The sequence below is a fragment of the Ruegeria sp. YTSC004 genome (assembly GCF_059609805.1).
In genome coordinates, this window is record NZ_JBXWMJ010000009.1 from 132,314 (window position 1) to 155,467 (window position 23,154).

Annotated in this window: 21 protein-coding genes and 1 tRNA gene; 11 read left to right on the plus strand and 11 right to left on the minus strand. The window is 54.9% G+C overall.

Features of this window, described 5'->3' with window-relative positions:
- Nucleotides 1–6: 6 nt before the first annotated feature.
- Both AC2FFP_RS16730 and AC2FFP_RS16735 read right to left on the minus strand, forming a co-directional pair.
- Nucleotides 7–489: a tripartite tricarboxylate transporter TctB family protein gene (locus tag AC2FFP_RS16730; RefSeq protein WP_319544653.1), complete on the minus strand. Its 483-nt coding sequence runs from the start codon at nucleotides 487–489 to the stop codon at nucleotides 7–9.
- A 62-nt stretch (nucleotides 490–551) separates the two neighbouring features.
- Nucleotides 552–1,502: a Bug family tripartite tricarboxylate transporter substrate binding protein gene (locus AC2FFP_RS16735; RefSeq protein ID WP_496842053.1), complete on the minus strand. Its 951-nt coding sequence runs from the start codon at nucleotides 1,500–1,502 to the stop codon at nucleotides 552–554.
- 563 nt (nucleotides 1,503–2,065) lie between these two features.
- Between AC2FFP_RS16735 and AC2FFP_RS16740 the strand changes: the two genes are divergently transcribed.
- The 4 genes from AC2FFP_RS16740 (at nucleotide 2,066) to AC2FFP_RS16755 (ending at nucleotide 4,911) form a co-directional block, all read left to right on the plus strand.
- On the plus strand, nucleotides 2,066–2,551 hold the full coding sequence (locus AC2FFP_RS16740; protein WP_496842045.1) for a DUF5681 domain-containing protein: 486 nt from the start codon (nucleotides 2,066–2,068) through the stop codon (nucleotides 2,549–2,551).
- A 193-nt stretch (nucleotides 2,552–2,744) separates the two neighbouring features.
- Complete coding sequence (locus tag AC2FFP_RS16745; protein WP_496881255.1) at nucleotides 2,745–3,011, plus strand: hypothetical protein; 267 nt, start codon at nucleotides 2,745–2,747, stop codon at nucleotides 3,009–3,011.
- Nucleotides 3,012–3,121: 110 nt separating this feature from the next.
- Nucleotides 3,122–4,069, plus strand: coding sequence for a DMT family transporter (locus tag AC2FFP_RS16750; RefSeq protein ID WP_496842043.1), 948 nt, complete (start codon nucleotides 3,122–3,124; stop codon nucleotides 4,067–4,069).
- A 203-nt stretch (nucleotides 4,070–4,272) separates the two neighbouring features.
- Nucleotides 4,273–4,911, plus strand: a complete 639-nt coding sequence (locus AC2FFP_RS16755) for a hypothetical protein (protein WP_496842042.1) — start codon at nucleotides 4,273–4,275, stop codon at nucleotides 4,909–4,911.
- Nucleotides 4,912–5,204: 293 nt separating this feature from the next.
- Here the strand turns inward: AC2FFP_RS16755 and AC2FFP_RS16760 are convergent, their stop codons facing one another.
- From AC2FFP_RS16760 to AC2FFP_RS16780, 5 genes are all read right to left on the minus strand, one after another.
- A complete protein-coding gene (locus AC2FFP_RS16760; RefSeq protein ID WP_496881256.1) occupies nucleotides 5,205–6,569 on the minus strand; it encodes a reverse transcriptase domain-containing protein in 1,365 nt (454 codons plus the stop codon).
- Nucleotides 6,570–6,684: 115 nt separating this feature from the next.
- Nucleotides 6,685–6,864 (minus strand): helix-turn-helix transcriptional regulator, encoded by a 180-nt coding sequence (locus AC2FFP_RS16765; RefSeq protein WP_496842039.1) that lies wholly within the window; start codon nucleotides 6,862–6,864, stop codon nucleotides 6,685–6,687.
- 131 nt (nucleotides 6,865–6,995) lie between these two features.
- Entirely contained in the window at nucleotides 6,996–7,622 is a 627-nt protein-coding gene (locus AC2FFP_RS16770) for a hypothetical protein (RefSeq protein ID WP_496842038.1), read from the minus strand.
- Nucleotides 7,619–8,803 carry a tyrosine-type recombinase/integrase gene (locus tag AC2FFP_RS16775; RefSeq protein ID WP_496881257.1) on the minus strand — a complete coding sequence of 395 codons (1,185 nt, stop codon included), beginning with the start codon at nucleotides 8,801–8,803 and terminating at the stop codon, nucleotides 7,619–7,621. Before AC2FFP_RS16775 ends, AC2FFP_RS16770 begins: the two co-directional genes overlap by 4 nt.
- 364 nt (nucleotides 8,804–9,167) lie before the next feature.
- Nucleotides 9,168–9,650: a hypothetical protein gene (locus AC2FFP_RS16780; protein WP_496768245.1), complete on the minus strand. Its 483-nt coding sequence runs from the start codon at nucleotides 9,648–9,650 to the stop codon at nucleotides 9,168–9,170.
- A gap of 236 nt (nucleotides 9,651–9,886) precedes the next feature.
- Between AC2FFP_RS16780 and AC2FFP_RS16785 the strand changes: the two genes are divergently transcribed.
- A tRNA-Leu gene (locus AC2FFP_RS16785) sits at nucleotides 9,887–9,972 on the plus strand.
- Between the two features lie 8 nt (nucleotides 9,973–9,980).
- Here the strand turns inward: AC2FFP_RS16785 and AC2FFP_RS16790 are convergent.
- Both AC2FFP_RS16790 and AC2FFP_RS16795 read right to left on the minus strand, forming a co-directional pair.
- Nucleotides 9,981–10,478 (minus strand): hypothetical protein, encoded by a 498-nt coding sequence (locus AC2FFP_RS16790; RefSeq protein ID WP_108862396.1) that lies wholly within the window; start codon nucleotides 10,476–10,478, stop codon nucleotides 9,981–9,983.
- On the minus strand, nucleotides 10,471–11,220 hold the full coding sequence (locus AC2FFP_RS16795; protein ID WP_496881258.1) for a helix-turn-helix transcriptional regulator: 750 nt from the start codon (nucleotides 11,218–11,220) through the stop codon (nucleotides 10,471–10,473). The genes AC2FFP_RS16790 and AC2FFP_RS16795 overlap by 8 nt, the downstream gene beginning before the upstream one ends.
- 604 nt (nucleotides 11,221–11,824) lie before the next feature.
- Here AC2FFP_RS16795 and AC2FFP_RS16800 point away from each other — a divergent pair.
- The 5 genes from AC2FFP_RS16800 (at nucleotide 11,825) to AC2FFP_RS16820 (ending at nucleotide 20,206) form a co-directional block, all read left to right on the plus strand.
- Nucleotides 11,825–14,017, plus strand: coding sequence for a hypothetical protein (locus tag AC2FFP_RS16800; protein WP_496768249.1), 2,193 nt, complete (start codon nucleotides 11,825–11,827; stop codon nucleotides 14,015–14,017).
- A 128-nt stretch (nucleotides 14,018–14,145) separates the two neighbouring features.
- Entirely contained in the window at nucleotides 14,146–16,083 is a 1,938-nt protein-coding gene (locus AC2FFP_RS16805) for a type I secretion protein (protein ID WP_496881259.1), read from the plus strand.
- A 218-nt stretch (nucleotides 16,084–16,301) separates the two neighbouring features.
- Nucleotides 16,302–18,413: a type I secretion system permease/ATPase gene (locus AC2FFP_RS16810; RefSeq protein WP_496881260.1), complete on the plus strand. Its 2,112-nt coding sequence runs from the start codon at nucleotides 16,302–16,304 to the stop codon at nucleotides 18,411–18,413.
- Nucleotides 18,410–19,762 (plus strand): HlyD family type I secretion periplasmic adaptor subunit, encoded by a 1,353-nt coding sequence (locus AC2FFP_RS16815; protein WP_496768256.1) that lies wholly within the window; start codon nucleotides 18,410–18,412, stop codon nucleotides 19,760–19,762. The genes AC2FFP_RS16810 and AC2FFP_RS16815 overlap by 4 nt, the downstream gene beginning before the upstream one ends.
- Nucleotides 19,763–19,834: 72 nt before the next feature.
- Entirely contained in the window at nucleotides 19,835–20,206 is a 372-nt protein-coding gene (locus AC2FFP_RS16820) for a rhodanese-like domain-containing protein (protein WP_496739760.1), read from the plus strand.
- Nucleotides 20,207–20,485: 279 nt separating this feature from the next.
- On the opposite strand, the gene AC2FFP_RS16825 is transcribed toward AC2FFP_RS16820, so the two are convergent.
- A complete protein-coding gene (locus tag AC2FFP_RS16825) occupies nucleotides 20,486–21,244 on the minus strand; it encodes an alpha/beta fold hydrolase (RefSeq protein ID WP_496739758.1) in 759 nt (252 codons plus the stop codon).
- 92 nt (nucleotides 21,245–21,336) lie between these two features.
- Between AC2FFP_RS16825 and AC2FFP_RS16830 the strand changes: the two genes are divergently transcribed.
- Nucleotides 21,337–21,711, plus strand: coding sequence for a hypothetical protein (locus tag AC2FFP_RS16830; RefSeq protein ID WP_496739757.1), 375 nt, complete (start codon nucleotides 21,337–21,339; stop codon nucleotides 21,709–21,711).
- 65 nt (nucleotides 21,712–21,776) lie between these two features.
- Here the strand turns inward: AC2FFP_RS16830 and glyA are convergent, their stop codons facing one another.
- Nucleotides 21,777–23,072 (minus strand): serine hydroxymethyltransferase, encoded by a 1,296-nt coding sequence (gene glyA / locus AC2FFP_RS16835; RefSeq protein ID WP_058274229.1) that lies wholly within the window; start codon nucleotides 23,070–23,072, stop codon nucleotides 21,777–21,779.
- Nucleotides 23,073–23,154 lie beyond the last annotated feature (82 nt).

Below are 23,154 nucleotides of genomic sequence, written 5' to 3' on the forward strand. Positions count from 1 at the left end.
GGTCAGTTACTCATACCAGAAGTTGGTCAGCAGACCGCGCGGAAAGCGGACTTCGAAAATGCCGTCGAACAGGAAGAACACGGCGGTGGGGGCGATGAGGCCGACCAGCACGATCGCCCAGATCCGGCGTTCGCCCCAGAGGGCGGCCAGCGAGGCGGCGAAAAGGCTAAGGGCCAGGAACAGGTCGATCTCGCCCACCAGCACGAAACCGATCAGCAGGCCCATCGTCATCTGCACCATCTTGGTGAGGCGTTCAGGCGCTTCGGAACGGTCGCGGAACAGCAGCCAGATCGACAGAAAGATGATCAGGCCGAGCACCAATTGCGGGAAATCAGATGGCTGCATCCCGCGTTTCAGGATCGGGGGAACCCGCTCGAACTGGGTGCTCAGCCACCAGGCCCAGGCGCAGAACGCGATGATGCCCAGCGGAATCGCCATGCGCGAGATCGCGCGGCGCTGCGAAACGGGGTTTTCGGTGGGGGTCTGCATGTCAGATCTCGAAAGGGAAAGAGGGCGCAGCGACCGGAACCGCCGCGCCGCAAATGGTCAGGTTACTCGATGAAGCCGAGCTCTTTCAGAGCCGCTTCCATGTCGGTGACCATAGTGGTGATCTGGTTGCCCCAGGCCTCCGATCCGACGACCGAAGTGCTGTCGAGCCCAACGCTGTCCAGGAAGCCCTGGTAGACACCGTGGTTCATCGAATTCATCAGTGCGTCCTCGATCATGGCGGCAACATCATCGGGCGTGTCCTTGTGAACCACAAAGCCGCGCACGGTCGAGAAGCTGACATCGATGCCCAGTTCCTTGGCGGTGGCGGTATCCGGCAGGCCGGACATGCGCTCATCGGCCAGAACCACGATCGGGCAGACATCGCCTGCGTCGATCTGAGACCCGGCCTCGGCCAGGTTCAGCACGGCTGCGTCAACCGCACCGGCCACCAACTGGGTTGCCAGTTCACCGCCGCCGTCAAACGGAACGATCTTCGGGGTCTGCATGCCGCCCTTCTTGGTGAACATGAAGGCCGAGACGTCGTCGATATTGCCCAGGTGGGTGGTACCGTAGGAAATCGGCGCTTCTTTCTGAGCCGCGACAAAGGCTTCGGCGTTGTCATAGGCGCCACAGCGGACCATCAGGATCTGCGGGTCGTCGGTGCCGCGGGCGATCGGACGGATATCGTCCAGCGTCATCTTAGTCTTGCCCTTGGCCACGGTGGCCGCGTGGCCGATGGTGAAGGTCAGGATGGTGTAACCGTCGGCAGGAACTTCGAGATAGTGGTCCATGGCAACAGCGCCACCGCCACCTTTCTTGTTGACCACGACCATGTCGGTTTTCAGCTCACGGCGGGCGCGGAGCATCATCATCCGGGTGGTGACGTCCGTGCCGCCGCCATTGCCGGCGTGGGTCACGACTTCAATGGTCTTGGACGGGTATTCGTCAGCATTGGCCACAGCGCCTGTCAGGGCCATTGCCGCCACGGATACGGTGGCGAGAAACTTCTTCATTCTGATCCTCCTCAGGGTACCGAACCGACCTCTCCCAACGGGCCGATTCGCAATCTCACGAGGATGATGTATCAGGTATTTGGTGTTTGGTATACCAAAAATCGCCGCCAACAAAAAAGACCTGCAAATTCGGGAATGGTTTCGTGAGCGCAGGACAAAAGAAAATCCAGCTCAAGACCGGTAACAATTGAAAGTGAAAGTGATTGTCAGCTTTTCAAACAACGCTACCAATGAGCGTGTCCGCTTCGGGCTGAGTGCGGCCTGATGCGCTTGCAGCACTAAGGTTACAGGATCAAGTCCGCTCTGGGCTCGAAGCGGTAATTCGCTGCGGGTTGGATGAATGGCTGCTTTTAATGCTGTGATCAATGCAAGCGCATCGGGGTGAGTGAACTCAAGTTCACTGACGAGTGCTCAAAGCGCATTGGCAGACGCAACGGCTCTTGCCAAATACTGCCATTCAAGAAATTCGAATGATTGATGTCTCAAGGTCAATTTCAGCTATACGATTTGACTAATTTTAGGTAAACTAAGCTGACCTTTATCTGTAATGAAAGCCGTTAGCTGTGACCGTACCGAAATTAGAACCGCAGCCTGATAAAACAGGTTCGAAACAGGCGCCGCCTTCTCAGGCTGGCAAATTCCTTAAAGGGAAAAGCGGAAATCCTAAAGGGCGGCCAAAAGGCGCGCGCAACAAGGCCACTCTCGCTGCCGAGGCTTTGATGGATAACGACGCTGCGGCCATCACCAAAAAGGCTATCGAATTGGCGAAGGCAGGGGATATGACGGCGATCCGGCTCTGCCTGGACCGTGTTCTGCCTCCGCGTAAATGTCGCCCACTGAACGTTACCTTCCCGAAGATCGAAGAGCCTGGCGACATATTGAATGCTGTGAATGCTGTCCTCAAAGCCGTTTCGAGCGGCAATATCACCACTGACGAGGCAGATGCACTGCTACGAACGGTGGAGGCTGCTCGAAAGGCATTTGAAACTGAAGAACTGCATCGAGAACTCGATGAACTACAGAGCCGCGTGGAGTTACTTGATGGCTAACGCTGGTAGGGCCCGCTTAGCGCAGCTTCGCAAGCGTCTTGCAATTCCTCGAAGCCTTTACCTATCCGCGGTACGTCGTCAGGAAGACCGAGCCTGGGCTAAGTGGACTGACCCAACCCCACTCAACGAGATAACACTGTCATTGAAAGCGGCCAGAGATGCACTTGGGACAAAGTCAGAAACCCAGCAGACAATGACGCCGCACGAACCTGCCGCTGCCCTATTCGACGCAGACAAAGATATCCAGAGGGACGATGCGATCATTGATGCATTTCTCGCTGACAATCCTCACGAAAAACGCAGACCGATGGCGCGTGGAACAACACACGATGAACTCTTCGAGTATTGGAAGTCGACTGATAAAGGGCGTCAACAAGTAGAGCACTATGAAAAGATGATGGCGGATAGGATTAAGCGACTTGTCGCGAAATACAAAAGTGGCAGTATACAAGCCGAGTGAACTTGAGTGCACCAAATTCAGCCCGAGACAACTGGTTGAATTCTATGACGCTGAAACATGCGTCGCAAAGAGAATAGACGCGTGCAGGCTACGGCACTTATGCGGGGCTCATGACAAGCGTGAACTCTTCCACCCCCTCCAACGACCGCATCCTTGCCGGTGTTGCGTTGATGCTGGGGTTTTGCGTGACGGCCCCCTTGCTCGATGTGGCGGCCAAGCTGGCATCGAGCAGCGTTCCGGTCGGACAGGTCACGGCTGCGCGCTTTGTCGTTCAATGCGTACTGATGGCGCCGTTTGTCTGGATCATGGGGCTCTCTATGCGGATCGCAAAAGGGCAATGGCTGGCGCTTCTATTTCGCGCGTTGCTTTTACTCGTCTCGACTTTTTGCTTCATTGCCGCGATCCGCGTAATGCCGCTGGCCGATGCGCTGGCTATCGTATTCGTCGCCCCATTCATCGTGCTACTGGTCGGCAAGTTTTACCTGGGCGAAGATGTTGGTCCTCGCCGCGTCGGAGCGGCGATCGTGGGCTTCGTCGGCGTCTTGTTCGTGATCCAGCCTAGTTTTGAAGTCTTTGGCGCTGTGGCGCTGTTCCCGCTGGGCACCGCGGTTGGCTTCGCGTTCTACATTCTCGTAACACGTGGGCTGTCGCGGCGGTTGCATCCTGTCACTCTTCAGTTTTACACCGGCCTGATCGCCAGCCTGTTCTGTCTGCCCGCTTTGCTGCTGGCCCAAGGTACAGGGTCTGAGCTGCTTGATCCGGTTTGGCCTGAAGGCATCGCGTGGCTATGGCTTTTAGGGGTCGGATTTTTCGCCACTCTGAGCCATATGATGATGACTTATGCGTTATCGATTGCGCCCTCGGCCACGCTAGCGCCACTGCAATATCTCGAATTGCCGGTGGCCACCTTGTTGGGCTATCTGGTCTTTCGCGATTTCCCTAACACTCTGACCCTGACCGGCATAGCGATCATCATTGGCGCGGGGCTTTACATGATCCATCGCGAAAGGGTCACAGCCCGAAAGTTGATTACGGAACGCGCCGCCCCGCCAATCTGAGGGCGCGTAAGCGCTGTGCCGATGGATTGCAAGTGGGCTTTGGCGTAGGTCAGTGAACTTGAGTGCACCAGATACACACTTTGAATTCACTGAGTTTAGTCAGCAGGCTTTGGTGCCATAATCAAACCGCATTCAAATCGTAAGTGATGTGTCGAGTTAGAATTAAGCAGAGAGTTTCCCCAAGCGATTGACTTGGATAGCCAATGGCGCGCGTAAAGGAGAAATACAACCGTTACAAAGCGGAAAAACGGTTTGCTCGGGTTTACCAGACGGTAGATGGAAATCGCTGCATCTACTGCGGCATACCAAATGACAACAAGTATGACCACCAGCCGCCTGTGTATGTACTCCATCGATTTGCAGATGGTGGTTTAGTCACCAAGAAAGCAATCCGGAACCAATTTGGAGAGTGCCTTTTGGTGCCGTGCTGCACGATTTGCAACATGGGTCTTGGAGCGTATCACGGAAAGGACAACAACGACCGGCGTGGGGAAATAGCCAACTGGTTCCTTGCCGATGAACGGTTTCCTGGAGATGAGAAACTGCTCGAAGCTGCCTGCAAACTGCTGGAAGAGCGCTTGAACCAGAAACGCGGCGAAGAGGTGTACAAGGTTCCTTGGGTTGGGCGAGTGATATACATCGAAGCGCTTTACGGATTTATTCGTGGCGATCACGCCAGCCCCGAGGAGTTTCCTGAGTGGTTAAAGCTGGCGCAGTCTGAACTGGCAGAATGGCTTCGGTCCGCCCCTCGACGGAAACCACAGTACTTTTTGGATATGGCGAAACTGGAAAGCTACGAACTGCTACCGCATGCGCGCGACAATCCACGCGGACAGCACTGATTTGCAATTAGTGAACTCAAGTTCACTAACTCCGTCGAAGCGCAGTGGCGCAAATAGAACTGGCCTTAGTTTCGTCCAAACTGACTTAGTGGGAACGCAATTTCCTGCGCGACATGCAAGCCAAGTTGGACCACGTTTGGGCAGAATAAATGAACTCAAGTTCACCGAAATTTGTGGATTTTTCTGCCTTCAAAGGCACTTGCAGTTTGGTCCGGTGAACTTGGGTTGGTTTTGGGCCAGTCGCTAACGCTTTTCTCCCAAAACCAATAGGTTGGCGGCTCCGGTGCTGACGTTCACTGCGACCATTCCAGCAGCCGATTTGACGGGTTGTGGAGCACTTTGACTTTGCCGTTTTCCCAACCCTTGAGGTCAAAGTCGCTGATGCCGCGCTGGGTCATAAAAATGGAGATGTCGTGAGCCGGGTCCATGAGCTCAAGAAGGCCGTCATAAGGACTGTCCTTAAACAATTTAATCCACATATTCACGTACCGCCGGAGGCCTGCCAGTTCGGCAAGAACGTAGGCAAGCCAACTATCCTCCCCGGTTTCGACGTGTTTCGCGTAGAGGTCGGTGGCTCTCTTTAATCCCCGAGCGATGGTCGTTTCGTATGCCTGCTGGTTTGATTGATTGGGCCAGTCATAAACTTGCCCATTGCAAAGACGAATTTCGTGCCCGAGCGCGTAGATGCTCTTCTCCGCGCTCGACACAACGGGTTGCTTCGTCGAGTAAGTTCCGCCAGGGAGCGAGGCTACCGCCTCGGCCAAGGGCTTCGCCGCAGCCTCTACCTCCTGCCGTGTCGGACCAACCAAGAACAGGTTGTCCGCATAGACGATCAGATGCACCTGATCAGACAACTCGGGTTCGAGGAATGTCATAATCCATAGCGCGATCGCCGCAGAGGTCCGGGCCCCTTGGGGCACTCCCTGACGGATTGATGATACGTGCTTACCAATGATAGGCTTCCCATCGGGGTAGATGAGGTGCACGTTCGTGGCGAATGCCACTTCCTTTGTTACCGATTGAGGTGTCGGCAACAATGGCAGGAGAGCCTTTTGGGATACGCTTGGAAAGAATTCGCTGATGTCGATTTCTGCTACCCAAGTGTTTCCTTGTTCGATGATGTGCAGTAGCCGACAAATTGCTTTCGGCACGCCGCGATCCGTGAATAACCAGTTCGGTTGATCGACCTTTTGCGGCACAAGAGCTCGGATACAATCAGCGAGCAATTTCTGAGCTGCCGCCGACCTGATGCCGAAGGCCCAAACGAACCGGAATTTGCCTGGAGTAGACCGTTTTCTGCGACTGATCTTAGCAGTGTCGATGAGTTTACCGGATAGGTCCAATCCCTCTGCGATGACAAAGCACTGATATAAGCTGAGGCGGTGGCGAAACGGTCTTGAGATGTTCACATCAATAACTGCGGTGAGACGGGCGGCGAAAGAACCGAGGTATTCTCGACACGCCTTTCGATATTTCACACCGCCTTCAGACGCATGTTTCAATACGCGGGCGAGAAGTTTTTTTGCGCGTTTTTTCGCTTTCTTTGCACGAGAGACTTGATCATTCAACTGTCCAAGCTCGTTTGCGTGAACGGGAAGCTTGTATCCGAGCTGGTCTTGAAAAGCATTGCACTGATGGGATTTGAAGTAACAGCTCATTGGAGCAACCTAGTGAATGTGGCAGTTGAGAAATGATCGCGCTCGAGTTCAGTGAACTTACGTACAATTGCGGGAACAGGCGAGGAGCATGCAATTTTGACGGACTTTGCCAGTGTCAGACTTGTGGCAGGCGATGCAATTCAATCGCAGCCCGAACCTCCGCCTCGTCCCAGTATAGGCGGCTACCGACTTTCATTGGCATTGGAAGCCGCCCGGATTTGATATCGCGATAGATGGATGACCTGCTGCGGCCACCGAGATTTTGGCGCAATTGTCTAAAAGAAAGATACTTCATGATGGTGCTCCTTAGTGCGTGTTGGAGCAAGAACATCACAAAGCTAATTCGAATGCTGGTCCTCAAAACCCTATGTTAAACGGTACATTTTTTAGTGAACTAAGTTCATTCACTGAGATTGGTGCACCCGTTTACTGCTTGGAGGGTGCCTGATGTTTTGACAGCAATTCTGCCACGTGTTTTGGCAGGCGATCTGATGGAGGGCCAAAAATGCCGATTGGACCTCTCAAACCCAGTTCGAATTCTATTGATTGGCGGCTCTGAGTGGCCTCGATTTGCATACCTATTGAGGCTTTCCGGATAGTTGTTGAATGAGCCTGGTACTTCGTTCCTTTGAGAGCGTTGTTTGCGAGCCTGAGTGCTTCGAGGTAACCTGGGATAGGCCAGTTAATCACACCATCGAACCAAAGCTGGATTGTATGACGTGGCATGTTTGAGTAACGAGTAGGGTCGCTTTGCCACGCCCTGATATAGCTGTAAGCGGATGCCCTGACAGTCTTCTTCAGATGTTTGCGGAAATCTCCAAAGGGTCCGTTACCCTTTCCCACTTTTCCCAAGGTATCTTTTGTCAGGATATCAAAGAAAACATTCTCAATTGGTATGTACGCCCACTCAGGTAGGTCGCAAACACCTTCTCGTCCCAACCTAATGATTTGCAGCAAGGCAACGACATCGCCGTTTTGGTACGATTTTTCCAGTTTGGATATTTCGGACGAGCTAGTTGGTTCATGCTTTTGATGATGTACCTTGACGATCACTGCTTTGTTCCAGTCGCTTGAAAGCTTGTGACATAGTCCGACCACAGATCGTGTACGGTTCGCCTACTATCCAAATAGTCAGTTCTGCGATACGACCTTTCAACTCGCCCGCCGATAACGTGCCCAAGGCAGGTCTCTGCGACTTCGTAGGGCGTATCAGTCGTCTCGGCGATCCAATCTCGAAAGCTCGAACGAAAACCATGCGGACGAGCGATCATTTGGCGACGCTCCATCAGGCGAGACATCGTCGCATCGGAAATCACGCCCTTTCGCACACTTGGAAAAACATAGCCATCCCGCTCGAATGGACTGACCTGATCGAGTACGGCCAATGCGGCATCGGACAAGGGTACGCGAAACGCCGAAGTACTTCCCTTTCGTCCCTTCATCAATTCAGCAGGTATTGTCCATATGTCATCAGAAATGTGTTCGTAGCGCATGAAGCGCAGGGGCTTAGTCCTGACGCCCGTCAAGATAAGCAGTCGCAGCGCGAGATGTGTAACCGAACCGTCATCAATAGAGGCGTAGAAAGCAGGTACATCTTGCCAGGGCAGGGACGGAACGTGCGTGGGCGTGTGCATCTGTTTGCCAAGTAAAGCCTTAGCCTTTTCGGGAGCCTGAAGGTCAACGTCCAAACCCAATGCTGCTGCGTGACGAAAACTGATTGAAAGCCGGTTGAGAGCCTTGCGTGCAGTATCCGCTTTCTTGTGCCAAATAGGTCGCAAGGTATCGCGAATGTCGATCTGATCTATCTCGGCGATTGGCATCTTTCCGAGCTTCGGCAGAACATGAAGTTCAAGAGGGCTAAGCCACCGGCCCGCCTTTCCCTCATCTTTGAGTTCTGCTTTGCGGCTTTCCAATGCATCAAGTGCCACGTCGCGTAGGCAATGCATGTTCTTGATTGCTTCACGCTCTCTGTTTTGCCTATCTTTGATTGGGTCGATACCCTGCCGCACCAAAGATCGTGCTTGGTCAGCATCTTCCCGAGCCTCTTTCAAGGTGACATGCTGGAGCGCCCCTAGTCCCATCTCACGACGACGGCCATGATGGGTGAACCGCAGGAACCATTGTCCTCCACCGTCACGCCGCTTGTGCAACCACAAACCAGCGCCATCATTGTACTTTCCAGGCTTGGCAGCATTCACGGTCAGCGAGGTAAGGCGGTTGATAGTCCGTGGCATCTATCCACCCTTCTGTCCACCCACTATATGTGGATTAATATGACCTAAGATGAGACGTTTTGATACAGCTAATATTAGGTAAGGTGATTATATTAAAGAGAATACGGTATATGGCGAACCACTAAGACACAAGTATTCATCGCGGTGTGGGGGCACCACTAACTCTCCAATATCTAAGATGCAGTAAGGTACCGGAATGACTGCACGAACAGATCGATTCTGTCTCTGTCAGATTGAGGCGCTATCTGCGCGCATGCTCTAGCTGCTATTTGGTGGCTGATTGGGCGATATCAAAATTCTGTTTCGAATGGTGCGCGACTCACTTTTCCGCTGCAGTTGGCAGCGATCCAACGGCCCCCGATATTTAGGTTAATCCGATAGTGATGCCAAAGATGTATAGGCTGGAGGGCTCGGTAATCTTTTGCATGAACTCAACCCAGTCCTCACTGTACATTCGTTCGAATTGAACGGGGTAGGCCCAAACCAGATTGTGGACCGTGAAAGTTGTCAACAAGACCCCAACTGTGCTGGCACTTGCGAACTCTTTTTGCTTGTCCCTGAGAAACATCGAAATGACCATACCCGCCAGACTGGCCATCGCGATGCCGATAAAGTCCTGCGTGTTCACTTTGCCTGCTTCCGGCACGCCCACCATTTGAAACTGAATGAAACGGGTCAGAAAAACCACCATGGAGCCAAGCGTAAATGCGCCCAAGAATGCCCCTGGATAGGCGAGGCGTTTCCAGATGTTATCGGTTTTGGGTCTGGGATTTTTCCGGGCTGTTTCTTCCGTGCGTTTATTGATTTGGGCGATACGATCTTCAAAGGACTTTTGCTCGGTGCTCACGACTTAACTCAATCGCTTTTCTGCTCTACAGCATAGTTTAACTCCAAGTGGAGGTTAAGCAAGCGTCATGCAACCCAAGAGAAAGTGATTGAAGTGCCGCGGCGATGGACGGGCAGGGGAAATGCGGGGGATACCGCGACGTTTTGATGCCGAATTTTCCCAGGTGAAACGCATTGAATTCGTGATCTGATGGCCTTACTGAGTTCCTGAGGTTCAACAGAGGCCTGGCACGCTGAGCGGGCGTGATGGAATGGTAGACATATCAGACTTAAAATCTGAAGGGCGTATGCCCGTGTGGGTTCGAGTCCCACCGCCCGCACCAGCGCATTGCTAAGCCGGAAACCCAAGATCGTTGATCAGTTTCCACATTTCCCGGTTCGCCACTGAAAGTTGGTCGACGACCTTTTCGATTTCTTTCATCGCACCTTCGTCAACCGTATCCTGGCGGCCCAGTTTGATGTCCGTCTTCCGGTCCGCAATGCGCATCAGTATTGTCTTCGGATTGCCGCTGTCTGGGTCGAAGGAATAGATGCAATGGTTGTACCTGTTCCGAATTCCCGAAAGCTTGCTGAGACGCTTCGTGTGCTCAAGGATCGGGTCACGAATGTCTGGCGGGCGGCCCTCCATCTTGGCCAGCCGCTCGACCAGATCAATTCTGGCGCGGGTCGTGTTCAGCGTCAGAAAGATGATGACTGAGGTATCCTTGTTGGTGCGGGTCAACCCGGCGATTAGGTGAATCAACAGGCTTTCCGTGTTGGTCCACATGTAGTTCAACTTGCCGACCAGCAGGATTAGGCGGTCAAATCGGGCTTCGAAATCGTCAGTCAACCGGCAGTTCTCGCGCTTCGTCCGGCGCAACCTCAAAATAGAATTGCGCGGCTGCAGTCCGGTTGCTGACACCGATCTTACCCGCCACGTTGTGCATATGAAGTTTGACCGTGTGTTCGGTGATGCCCAGGTTCGATGCGATGATCTTGTTGCTTTGACCTTTCGACACCAGTTTCAGCACCTGCTTTTCCCGGCGTGTCAGCTTGGAGTATGTCGGGTGGAGGTCGCTGGGCTTTGAAGTCGCTGCTGGCGCACCATTCGACGGCGTGGGTGAATGTGGCACGCAATCCGCAAGAAAACACGGCAGGTACAGTTCTTCATGCAACAGCAGGCGCAAAATAGATCGCCATACATCTGGCGCGACGTTCATCGGAAGGTATCCGATGTCGCCGAATTTGCTGCGATCCCACTTTTCGAATGCAAGCCGGGCAGATTCTTCCTTGCGGTAAGCAAAGGCCAAGCTGCCTGATCCCGCGACTTCCATATAGGCCTGCGGTCGGTTCAACAGGTCGTCCAGCATCATCTGGTCGACGACGACGACCTTTCCGGCCCCAACGTCCGAGCCGCTGGGCGCAGACAGCGCGTCAATTGTTTCGATCCGGCGCGTGATCACGCCAAATTCGGATCGGACACCATGGATCGTTTGATTTGAATAGAAGAGTTCTTTGCCGACGAAATTGATCGAGAATTCTTCGGGATTGTAATCGTTTTGAACAGCATCTTCCTGAATCGGAATGCCCATTGCCACGCCCCCTTTTAATTAACCCACGCCGCGAAAAATAACGGCGAAATTGTAACCAGTACTGGTAGAACAGAATTAAAGTAACTTACGCTATTGGCGCACGACTATAGCTGAAAGTACAAGTTTTATCAATGATGTGCGCCGTTCCGAAAATTCAGTTCTAATGCTTTCGTTTAGGTCGGCAGTACTTCCTCTCGCGTAAGTGGTGGAAAACAATGGGTTTCCCAAATTGTGAGATTTGACCCGCGCGATTGGCCATTGCTGCGACTGCTATTCGATCACACGAGCATTACAGTAATGAAATCAAGGCCCTGGGCGTTCTAGTCCTTTAAGGTAGCTATTCACGACGCGCTCTGCCTGTAACCATGATCCCGCTTCTATTCTGAAGCCTTAATTCCTGATGTGTCCGCGAATCGCGCATTTCCGCGAGCTACTTCCGCAGACACGGCGTCGGCTAAGCCGAGAAAGGAGGGTGGGTAAAATTCACTGAACGAAACCGCACACGCGCGTTTTGCGCATGAGTGCGGCTCTTATTATTCAACTGCGCCAGTAACCGTTTTAGAGATGAGTGACGGTCAGCGCGCTTCATAAGTGGAGAACTATTATGAGTAGACGCAACCAACCGTACAACGACATTACTGCAATCGGTGAAGTTGAGGTCGAAGAGGCCCATGTTGATATCGATGCCGATATTACAGTCGAAGAAGCTCAGATTGACGCAAATCTAAATGAGCAAGAGCAAACCAACGACAACAGCGTCGACAACGAACAGAACCAGCAACAACAGCAAAAGAACAAGGTCGAAAACGAACAGGGTCAGGATCAGGATCAGGGTCAAGACCAGGATCAAACACAGTCGCAATCAAATGAAAACGGTGGTGACGACAGCAACGACAACTCGAACAGCAATGCTGTGAACATTGACTTTGGTGGTGGCGAGTGGATCCCGCGTGATGACGATCAAGTCGACCTGGATCTGGGCGACAACGCCAGCATGGGTGACGTAATAATTGCTGGTCGCGATCTTGACTATGATCCCGGCGACGACATGAACCTCAACATTTCGTTGGATGGCGAAGGAAACGATATGTCTTTTGTCAGCAATCAGTTGGCAAGCCTTGAAGACAATGACGACCTCGACAACGCTGAGGTCGGAAACTACGGCGACTTCCAGCAGAATGGCGATGCCAATGGCGGTGAAGCCAACGCTAAGGAAGGTATCGGTTCCGCAGCAAATGGCGCGAGCTCCGGCATGGGCGGCGACAGCCGCGGTGGCGACGGCTATGGTGGCAAAACCATCGGTAGCGATGCGTACGGCGAAGGCGGTCAGACCGGCAACGCAGATGCAGACGCAGAAGGCGGTTATGGTGGCCATACTGGCGATGCCGACAATGAAAACACCGGTAAAGCGCGTTCGAATTCAGAAGCGGATGGTGAAAGCGGCGGTGGCGATGGTGGCGAAGCGGGTAGCGACTCGAACGCTGACAACTCGACCGACGCTGACAACGATGCAGACAATGCAGGCGGTGACGGTGGTTATGTAGACTCTTACGCAGAGGGAGTTGGGACTGCTGATGCCGACAGCGACTCGAATGCACAAGCCGATGGTGGTGACAACGAGTCCGCGTCCAAAGCCAAAGGCTACGGCGAAACCGACAACGATGGTGACGCCTCCGGAGCAGATGGTGGCGATGGTGACGCAGATGCAGACGGCTCTGCTGACAACGCCAGCGACAACAACACCGACGCCAGTGACAATGATGCGGGTGATAATACTGCTGACGGTACAGGCAGTGGTGAATCCGACAACGATACCTCGGCGGCCGGCGGTGACGGAGAAGGCGGCTTCTCGCGTCTCGTAGAAGAAGCCATTGCGCGCCTCCAACAGGAAATCTCGGAAAGCGGAAGAGGCGACGCAGATGCCGACACCGGTAATTCCCAAGCGGATTCTGGTAGCGGTTCGTCGACAGCCGGTGATGGCAACGGTGGTGATGGCAATGCTGGAGACGCCGCTGCAGATGTCGATGGCCAGGGTGTAGGCGATCAATCCGCTTCTGGCCCGGATGTCGACCAGACCTCGGGCGACGTTGCTGGTGCTGCCGATAACGCTACTGATGCGGATGCAGATGGTGGCGACGGTGGAACCAATACAGCTAGCGGTGCCGGCGATGGAACTGGCACCGGTAGCTCAGCAGCTGACGGTGATGGTGGTGCAGGTGGAACAGGCTCTTCGGCGGCTGATGCTGACGCTGATGGCGCCGGTACAGCACAATCTGACGCGGTTGGCGGCGGTGGTGGTGCAGGTGCACTCGACTCCGTGTTCGAAGCCGATGGTTCGGCAGACAGCTTGGCTGAAGCAATCGCCGGGTACGGCGGCGCGTCGGCATCCGATAATGACTCGGATTCGTCCGCTATGAACGAAGCCACGGGTACTGCTACTAGCGGTGCTGGCGGTGCAGGCGGTGCCGGAACGGCAACGGGCGGCTCAAGCGGCCAGGCCACTGTCGACGTTATGTCCGGGGATTCCATGGGTGGTGACAGCATGGGCGGTAGCTCGGCCGGCGCATACTCGGGCGACGGCGGAGCTGGCGGAAACGCAGGAACCTGGGGCTCTAACAACGGTGGCGACGGTATCATCAACGGCGAGTCGTATGCATCTGCAGCCGCAGTTGTCGATACTTCGGCCTTCAACCAGTCGATCGTCATGGGTGCCAATGTTCTTGGCAACTCGGTCGACACCACGATGGTTGGCGGTGCGATGAATTCGAGCTTCGCAAGCGACGACACCGACGTGTAAGTCGCAGTCAGGGCCCGAATTATCGGGCCCCGACCTTCTGACGAAACCGCCGAGGCCGCGACAAGTGGCCTCGGCACAACAAACCCAAAGCGGAAATTTTAGGCCGGGGCGGGGAAAAGGAAACCGATATGTCTCTCGACAGTATTACAGAAACGATAGCGCATTTTATTGGAACCTTTGAGCTTACGATTGAACAGGCCCGGCTGAGAGATCAGTACGAAGAATTCACGGCGCTTCGGCGCAAAGTCGAACTGGATGAACTTGACGATCCGATATCCATACGGATCGCTACTGAATTAGATCTCCCACCAGGAGAATATGATCCACTCCCTTATAAACTTCTGCCTCCTCCTGCCGATCTTCCTTTGCCGCCCGTGCCTGATGGGCCGCTTGCGTTGTCAGAGATATATGTCGGTCCCAGCTTCGGACCCGATCCCTATATTCCGGATGTTCAGTTGGGGACGGCGCAGACAGCAGTATTAATTCTGGATCCACAAGTCCCACCACTCATCATCGGCTCGGCCGTGACCTACACGTTCCAGGCGATTGTCCTGAACGACAACGATGTCATCGGTCACGGCGATTTTCGCGATATCGAAATCCAGATTGCGCAAGGCGAGCAGATGCTGGATGTCGCGTTGTCGATGCACGCAATTGCAACGCCATCTCTGAACATTGAAGACTATAAGTCGCTGGAATACCTCGAAAGTCTGGCTGAACAGATGCAGTCGCCGATGATATCTCAAATCGAAGGCGTGACCATTCACCAGTTCCACGGCGAGGACGCGCTGGGCGTTATTGTGAATGGCGAAATGGTCGAAGAAATTCCGGATTGGGACGATCTTCTGCCCGCGCATCACCAGACAGAAGACGAGGAAGAAGACGATACGCCAGACATGACCCCGGACGAATGGGATCGCTCGGATGATGATGAGTTCGGCGAGGGCCATACGGTTATCGCGGGCGGAAACCTTGCGGTCAACGAGGTTAACATCACTGTGGCCTGGGTCGACGCGCCCGTCATCGCAGTGGGCGGCAAGTCCGTTAACCTGACAGTGATCAGTCAGGTGGCGGTGGTGTCCGACATCGATCAGGGTGAACCCGGTGTTCAAAGTGACACCAATGTGGTTCAGGCGTCATTTATCGGGACCGAAGCCAGCGAACAGTGGTGGCAGGACGACAATGTAGCAGAGCCGGGTGCGGATCCGATTGTCTCGGTCACGTGGATACAAGGCGATTTGTGGGTCACGAACTTCATCAAGCAGGTGATCGACGCCACAGATATCGACAAGATCAACACGGAAGTCACGGCTTCGACCAGCCTGTTCACATTGGGTGACAACATTCTGACCAATGTTACAAACATCGTTGAACTGGGCAATTTCTACGATCTGATCATGATCGGTGGAAACATGATTTCGGTCGATATGCTGCACCAGACCATCGCGCTGTTGGACGATGACGTCTATGGCGCCGGCAAGCCGGAAGAGGGTGACGACAATCTGGTTATGAACCAGGCCAATCTGACGACGACCGGCGAGGACACGGTGGAAGAATTGGACATGGCCCATGCCGAGGCTATGCCGTTGCAGCAGATTGATCGCGAGGCCTTTGAAGACGCTTTGACATCCAATCCGGACTACGCCGGCATGGAGTTGCTTCGCGTACTGAAGATCGACGGCGATCTTTTGCAGGTCAATTCGGTCGAACAGGTCACATTGTTGCAGGATCAAGACGATATTTCGCTTGAAGCAGCAGCTGCTGTTGATGCCGCGGTCAACGGAGCCGGAAACGCCCTGTTGAATGCAGCCAACATCACCAAGACTGGTGTCGACTCAACCATTATGGCAGCGGGCGGCGAATATTCGGACCTGCTGTTGCATCAGGCAGCACTGATTGACATCCCCGAAGTGCCAGACGCTTCGGAGTTGGCCAATGAAGTCATTGCCATAATAATGGAAGAGACGGCTGGGATTGGCGAAAACGCTATCGCACAGGCACAATCGAACCTTACGCCTTCTGAAAATGCTAGCAACGATGATGCGATGCAAACGATGCTGGCGTGAAATTTCTACCTGATTTGGTCAATTCGTGTTAGCGTAATGACTGTATTTGTTACGAGTGTTCCGAAAGTTATAAAATGTCGATTGTATTTTCGTCGCGTCGTTCTTCTGATGCCAGCCCGCTTGATATTGAGGGCGTTGGCACGCCCACGCAGCCGCATGGCAGCGATAAATCCCTACCAAAAGCAGCTAAGACGCCAAGTTTGCGTTTGAACAAAGAAATGCGTGTACCAGATCCAGAGGACAGTCCCAAGATGACTGCGAAAAAGGACGATGCGGTTGCCGCAAAAGCTGTGAAGCCCAAAAAGCAGGCGACCAAAACCAGGTCGGAACCACCAACTCGTGCCGCGGCTTCGCCCCGGCGCGAACAGTCGCAGCCCGATCAAGATCAGAATGCCCAGGGCCGCGACGCTGGGGTGGCCGAAGAAGCCCAAAGCCCCGATCCTAACACCGCCACAGAAACGACTGCGCGGGTGACCCCCCAAACGCGCTCGAAGGGCGGTGAACACTTAGGTGCCACTATCGAGGCCAAGGCGAACGAGCCGATGCAACTCCGACAAACGGGCGGAGGTGACGGCAACGGGCCACCCCAGACATTCCACAAACGCACGCCGCCAGAGGATTTCCAAAATACTCTGCGCACCTCTCTAAAGGCGATCTGGCGCAATCTGGCATTTGTCCTGGTTCTGACCTGCGCGACCAACATCCTTATCCTTGCGATCCCGATCTACCTGTTTCAAATCAGTGACCGGGTGCTGACCAGCCGGTCTTTGGATACGCTGATCATGCTGACCGCCATTGTTGCAGGGGCTGTGATCTTTCAGGCGGCATTTGACGCGGTGCGCCGTTTTATTCTGATGCGTACAGCGGTCGAGGTTGCCGCGCGATTGGGCGCGCCCGTTCTAAGTGCGGCAGCACATGCGTCGCTGCACGGCAACGGCCGGGAATACCAGACGCTGGGCGATCTTCAGCAAGTGCGCGGATTTCTGGTGTCAGGCACATTGATCTCATTTCTCGACGTTCCCTTTGCGCCGCTGTTCATCTTGATGATCTTCCTGGTGCATCCGCAGCTGGGATCAATCGTTATCGTAACCGCGCTGTTGCTGATGATTATCGCGGTGATTAACCAGAAAATGACTGCCAAGCCATTTGCCGAGGCGAACAGATCCCAATCAATGGCGAACCTGCACCTCGACTCGATGGCGCGTAACAGCCAGATCATCAACGCTCTGGCGATGATCCCCGAGGCGGTGCGCATCTGGGGTCGCGACACGGCACAATCTCTGACATGGCAAGTACGGGCGCAGGACAGGAACGTGATCTTCGCGGCCATCTCGCGTGCGATACGCCTGCTGACACAAATTGCCATTCTGGGCTGGGGCGCTTATCTGGCGCTGCAGGGCGAGATCACTGGCGGTATGGTCATCGCCGCTTCGATCATCGCCGGGCGCGCATTTGCACCTATCGAAGGGTCGATCGAAGGCTGGAATGCATTCCTGCTGACACGTGCCGCTTTTGGGCGCATCAAGAACCTTTTGTCCAATTCGGCCCTGCAATTTGAAAAGTTGCGCCTGCCGCGTCCCGAGGGGCGCATGGATGTGGAGCGCCTTCTTTATGTTCCGGGTGGCACCAAACGTGTTGTCCTGAACGGCATCAGTTTTTCGCTTAATCCCGGCGAAACACTTGCCGTTATCGGCAATTCTGGGGCGGGAAAAACCACGTTGGGCAAAACGCTGGTTGGGTCGATCCTGCCGACCTCCGGCAGTGTTCGTCTGGATCTGATGGATATCCGCAACTGGGACCCACGTCAGTTTGGTGAGAGCATCGGTTATTTGCCGCAGGATGTTCAGCTGTTCCCCGGTACGATCAAAGACAATATCGGCCGGATGCGTGCCGACGCGACAGATGAGCAAATCCACGACGCCGCTGTTCTGGCTGATGTGCACAACATGATTGCCACGTTGCCACAAGGGTATGAAACTGTGGTTGCGGCAGATGGCTCACCGCTGTCGGGCGGGCAAAAGCAGCGTATCGCACTGGCCCGCGCTTTCTTTGGCAATCCGCGCATGGTGGTTCTGGACGAGCCGAACTCGAACCTAGACGTTGCCGGTGATCAGGCGCTGTCGCGGGCGATTGAACAGGCCAAGGAAAGCAAGATTACCGTCGTGGTGATCACCCAGAAACCGACGCTGTTGAGCGTTGTCGACAAAATTATGCTGCTGACAGATGGTCGTGTGGCGCTGTTTGGTCACCGTGAACAGGTGCTGCAACAGTTGAACGCCTCGCGTGGGAACAAACCAGGTATTCAGTCGCAGCAGGGGGGGCCAAAATGAACGAAGTTGTACCCGTAAACAATGACCCCAAGGATCCAGCAGTTTGGTATGCCGAGGTGCCGCGGTCGATCCACCGCTTTGTTACCATCGGTGTGATCTTGCTGGTTGTCTGCTTTGGCGGGTTTGGCATCTGGTCCTTTAGTGCGCCATTGGCCGCGGCGGTCATTGCGCAGGGCAGCTTTGTTGCCACAGGTCGCAATAAGATTGTTCAGCACCTCGAAGGTGGGATCATCGAAGATATCAAAGTCATCGAGGGTCAAGCCGTTATCAAAGGGCAAGTTCTTATGACCCTCGACCAGACTTCGGCCGAGTCAAACGAACGCGAACTGTTCATCCGCAAAATTCGCCTGCAAGCCATGTCCCAGCGCTTGTCCGCTGAAAACAATGAGCGCGATCGGCTTGAGTTCTCGCCGGAACTGATTGAAGCGTCGAACGATGTCGAGGTGATGGCGATCCTTGACGGGCAAAAAATAAGCTTTGATGTATCCCGTAAGACGTTGCTAAACGACATCGCTTTGCTGGAACGCAACATGGAAGCGTTGAAAATTCGCTCAAGCGGGTTCGAGGCGCAGTTGGAAAGTATGGTTCGGCGTTCGGAAATTTTGCAGGAAGAGTTCGAAACCAAACAAGCACTGTTCAAAAAAGGGTTGGTGCGTAAGGGCGACATCAACACGATCCGCCGCGTGCAGGCCGAGGCCGAGGGCCAACTGGCGCGGTTGACGGCTGAAACGGCTGAAATCAACCAGATGCTTCTGAAATACGAAGAACAGATTTCCCGCACGCGATCAGCCTATCGCGAGGCTGCGTTGGATGAATTGAGCGTGATTGCGGCTGATCTGGAAAGTGTGCGCGAAAAATCCCGGCAGGCCCGAAGCGTTCTGGACCGTGCGGTTGTGCGCGCCCCGGTTACGGGAACCGTAGTGCGATTGCACTATCATACGGCTGGCGGTGTTATCGAAACTGGTGAGCCTATCGCGGAAATCCTGCCTTCGGATGCCCCCCTGATTATCGAGGCGCAGATCCCCCGAACGGAAATCGACAGCGTCGTGATGGGGCAGCAAGCAACGGTTCGACTGGTCGGGCTTAACCAGCGTACCACTCCTGTGCTGAGCGGCGAGGTCTACTATGTCTCGGCGGACGCGCTGGTGGAAGATTCTGGAGGAATTCCGCAAGAGGTTTATCTGGCGCGCATTTCGCTGGAACCGGATGAGATGGACCGCGTGCGTGGATTTGTTCCCACACCCGGAATGCCCGCCGAGATCATGATCCAGACCGAGGAACGCACCTTTGCGGCCTATATTGCAAAGCCTGTGACAGACAGTATGTCGCGCGCCTTCCGCGAGCACTGATCGCTCTATAGACCTGCTCTTTCCCGGTTTACCGTGTTAGCCTCTGGTGAAATTCACCAGAGGGGACGCTTTATGCCATTAACCGTAGGCCAGATGATGGAGGCAGCAAACGCTGCCGTCGAACGGATCGACACAAACACAGCAAAGAAATTGATGGGGCAGGGTGCATTATTGCTGGACGTACGCGACGCGGTCGAGCTGCAGCAAACCGGCCGTGCGCAAGGCGCGCATCATATCCCACGCGGTATGCTTGAATTCCGCGCTGACGACGCGCTGAAATCCCATGACCCCGAGCTGCGCAAGGACCGCGCAATCGTGCTGTATTGCGCGGCAGGTGGTCGTGCGGCACTGGCGGGCAAGCTGTTGAAAGATATGGGGTATGAAAAGGTCTACAACATCGGTGGGTTGCCGGACTGGGTCAACGGTGGCGGCGAAGTGGCCTGATTTCTGACCTCTGTCCGTTGAAATCTGACGCAGATCAAGGCGTATAGCAGACCAGTTGTCTAAAGCGATAATCGGGCTTCTGACAAAAGGACAACTGACGATGCTACGCCTTGCCTCCATCCTATATACTTTGATCGCAACCGCTCTGGCGGGGTCAGGCGTTATTGCGCGGGATTGGTGTCTACGGTTGCAATCGTTTCAGCAGCCGCGGCTGGCTGTGTGGCGGCCTTGCCAGTGTCCTGGTTGGTGGCGAAGAAACTGTACCAGAACACAGCCTGATCAGGCGTTCAGGTAGGTCCTGACAGCGGCTTCAAACTCACGAGGTTTCTCGGCGTGCAGCCAATGGCCTGCGCCGGGGATTTTCGCAAATCGTGCGGCGGGAAAATGCGCGCGGATGGTGCTGCGATGTTCGGGCAGGACGTAATCGGAATCGCCACCGGACAAAAACAGGGCGGGGCCGTTCCAGGATGCATCAATTTCCGGAAAGCCCATGATTTTGGGCATCTCGGCCGCCAGCGTGTCAAGGTTTAGAAGCCAACGCTTCCCTTTGACGTCCAAAGATTGCGTGAAAAAGCTCTGCAAAGCTTTTTCGACGCCCTGCGCTGCCAACTGTCCCTCGGCGTCCGAGCGTCTTTCAATCGTTGAAAAATCCACGGCTCGCATGGCTTCGATGAATTGGATTTGGCTGTGCGAATAAGTAACGGGCGCAATGTCCGCCACAACCAGCTTGTGCACCAATTCTCCGTGGCTCAGCGCCAACATCATCGCAGCCTTACCACCCATCGAATGCCCGACAACATCCGCTTTGCCGCCAAGGTGCAGGATCACCTCGGCCAGATCTTCGGCCAAATCGGGATAACCGTGCTGATCTGTCCATTCGCTGTAGGCGTGGTTACGCATATCGACTGCAACGACCTGCCTTTCGTCACATAGTCGGCGCGCAATAACCCCCCAGTTTCGGGCTGATCCATACAGCCCATGCGCAATCAGCAGAGGAGGGTTTGAGGTCGGTTCACCGTGAATGATCGTGTTCAGCATTCTGGTTTGATACCTGCGTGCGTTTGAAACGACCAGCCCCCATTGTCGCCCCTGCGGGCTGAGGTTAGATTGCGCAGGCAGGAGGCAACGTCATGTCGCAAACCACAGATATCCAAAGCCAGATCGCGCAGACAGTGCAATTGCTGCGTGAAAAACTGGGTGTAAAGGACCAGACGCTGACGGCTTCGGTCCGCAAGGCCAAGCGCCGATTGCCGCGCCGCGTATACAAGCAGGCAATGTTGCTGGCGGGTGCCGAGCAAATGGCCTCGCACCCCAAGTTACGGTTGGTTTTGGACGCTCCGAAACTGGCCAAGGCATCGGAAGAAGTTCAGACCCATCTGAGCGGTATAAACCTGGCCGATCGCCGCTGGGGCTGGTTCCTGAATTTTCTGGGGGCGGTCGCTTTGGGATTTCTGGCGCTGGCGGCTTTGGCAGTTATTGTCCTGCGCTGGCGCGGTTACATCTGACTGCATTCCCAACAAAAAAAACGGCGCCCATTGGACGCCGTTCTGATTTGTGATCCCTGTGTGGATTACAGGTTTGGATAGATCGGGAATTTAGCGCAAAGCTCTGCAACCTCGGCTTTGACTTTGGCTTCGACGGCGCCATTGCCGTCTTCGCCATTGGCGGCCAGACCGTCGACCACTTCGATGATCCAGTCAGCGATTTGGCGGAATTCGATCTCGCCAAAGCCGCGGGTGGTGCCGGCGGGGGAGCCCAGACGGATGCCCGAGGTGATGGTCGGTTTTTCCGGATCAAACGGCACGCCGTTCTTGTTGCAGGTGATGTGCGCCCGGCCCAGAGCCTTGTCGACAATGTTGCCGGTCACGCCTTTGGGTCGCAGATCGACCAGCACCACATGGGTGTCGGTGCCGTGGGTCACCGTGTCCAGACCACCCTTGATCAGCTGGTCCGACAGCGCCTGTGCGTTCACCACAACCTGCTTGATGTAGTCCTTGAACGCGGGTTGCAGCGCCTCGCCGAAGGCCACGGCCTTGGCTGCGATCACATGCATCAGCGGGCCGCCCTGAATGCCGGGGAAGATCGCCGAATTCACTTTTTTAGCGATATCTTCATCATTGGTCAGGATCATGCCGCCACGCGGACCGCGCAGGGTTTTGTGCGTGGTGGTGGTTGCCACATGCGCATGCGGGAAGGGGCTGGGGTGCTCACCCGCTGCCACCAGACCGGCGAAGTGCGCCATGTCCACGTGCAGGTAGGCGCCGACCATGTCGGCGATCTCGCGCATGCGGGCAAAGTCGATCTGTCGCGGAATGGCCGAGCCTCCGGCGATGATCAGCTTGGGTTGGTGTTCTTTTGCCAGCGCCTCGACCTGATCATAGTCCAGCATGTTGTCTTCTTTGCGGACGCCATACTGCACCGCATTGAACCACTTGCCCGACTGGTTGGGACGGGCGCCGTGGGTCAGGTGACCGCCTGCGTCCAGGCTCATGCCCAGAATGGTGTCGCCGGGTTGGATCAGTGCCTGGAACACGCCCTGGTTGGCCTGAGAGCCAGAGTTCGGCTGCACGTTGGCAAAGCCGCAGCCAAACAGCTCTTTGGCGCGGTCGATGGCCAGATTCTCGGCGATGTCCACGTACTGGCAGCCGCCATAATAGCGACGACCGGGATAGCCTTCGGCGTATTTGTTGGTCATCACCGAGCCTTGTGCTTCCATCACAGCGGCAGAGACGATGTTTTCGGATGCGATCAACTCGATCTCGTCGCGCTGACGACCCAGCTCGGATGTGATCGAGCCGAACAGCTCGGGATCACGGTCAGACAGGGACTGGGTGAAAAATCCGGTATCACGGAGATTGGCGTTCATGGGGGCTCCACATGGCTGGGTAAGAATCTTGCGGATTTCCTATCGGAAACGGTACATGCGCAAAAGCTTTAAAGCGACGAAT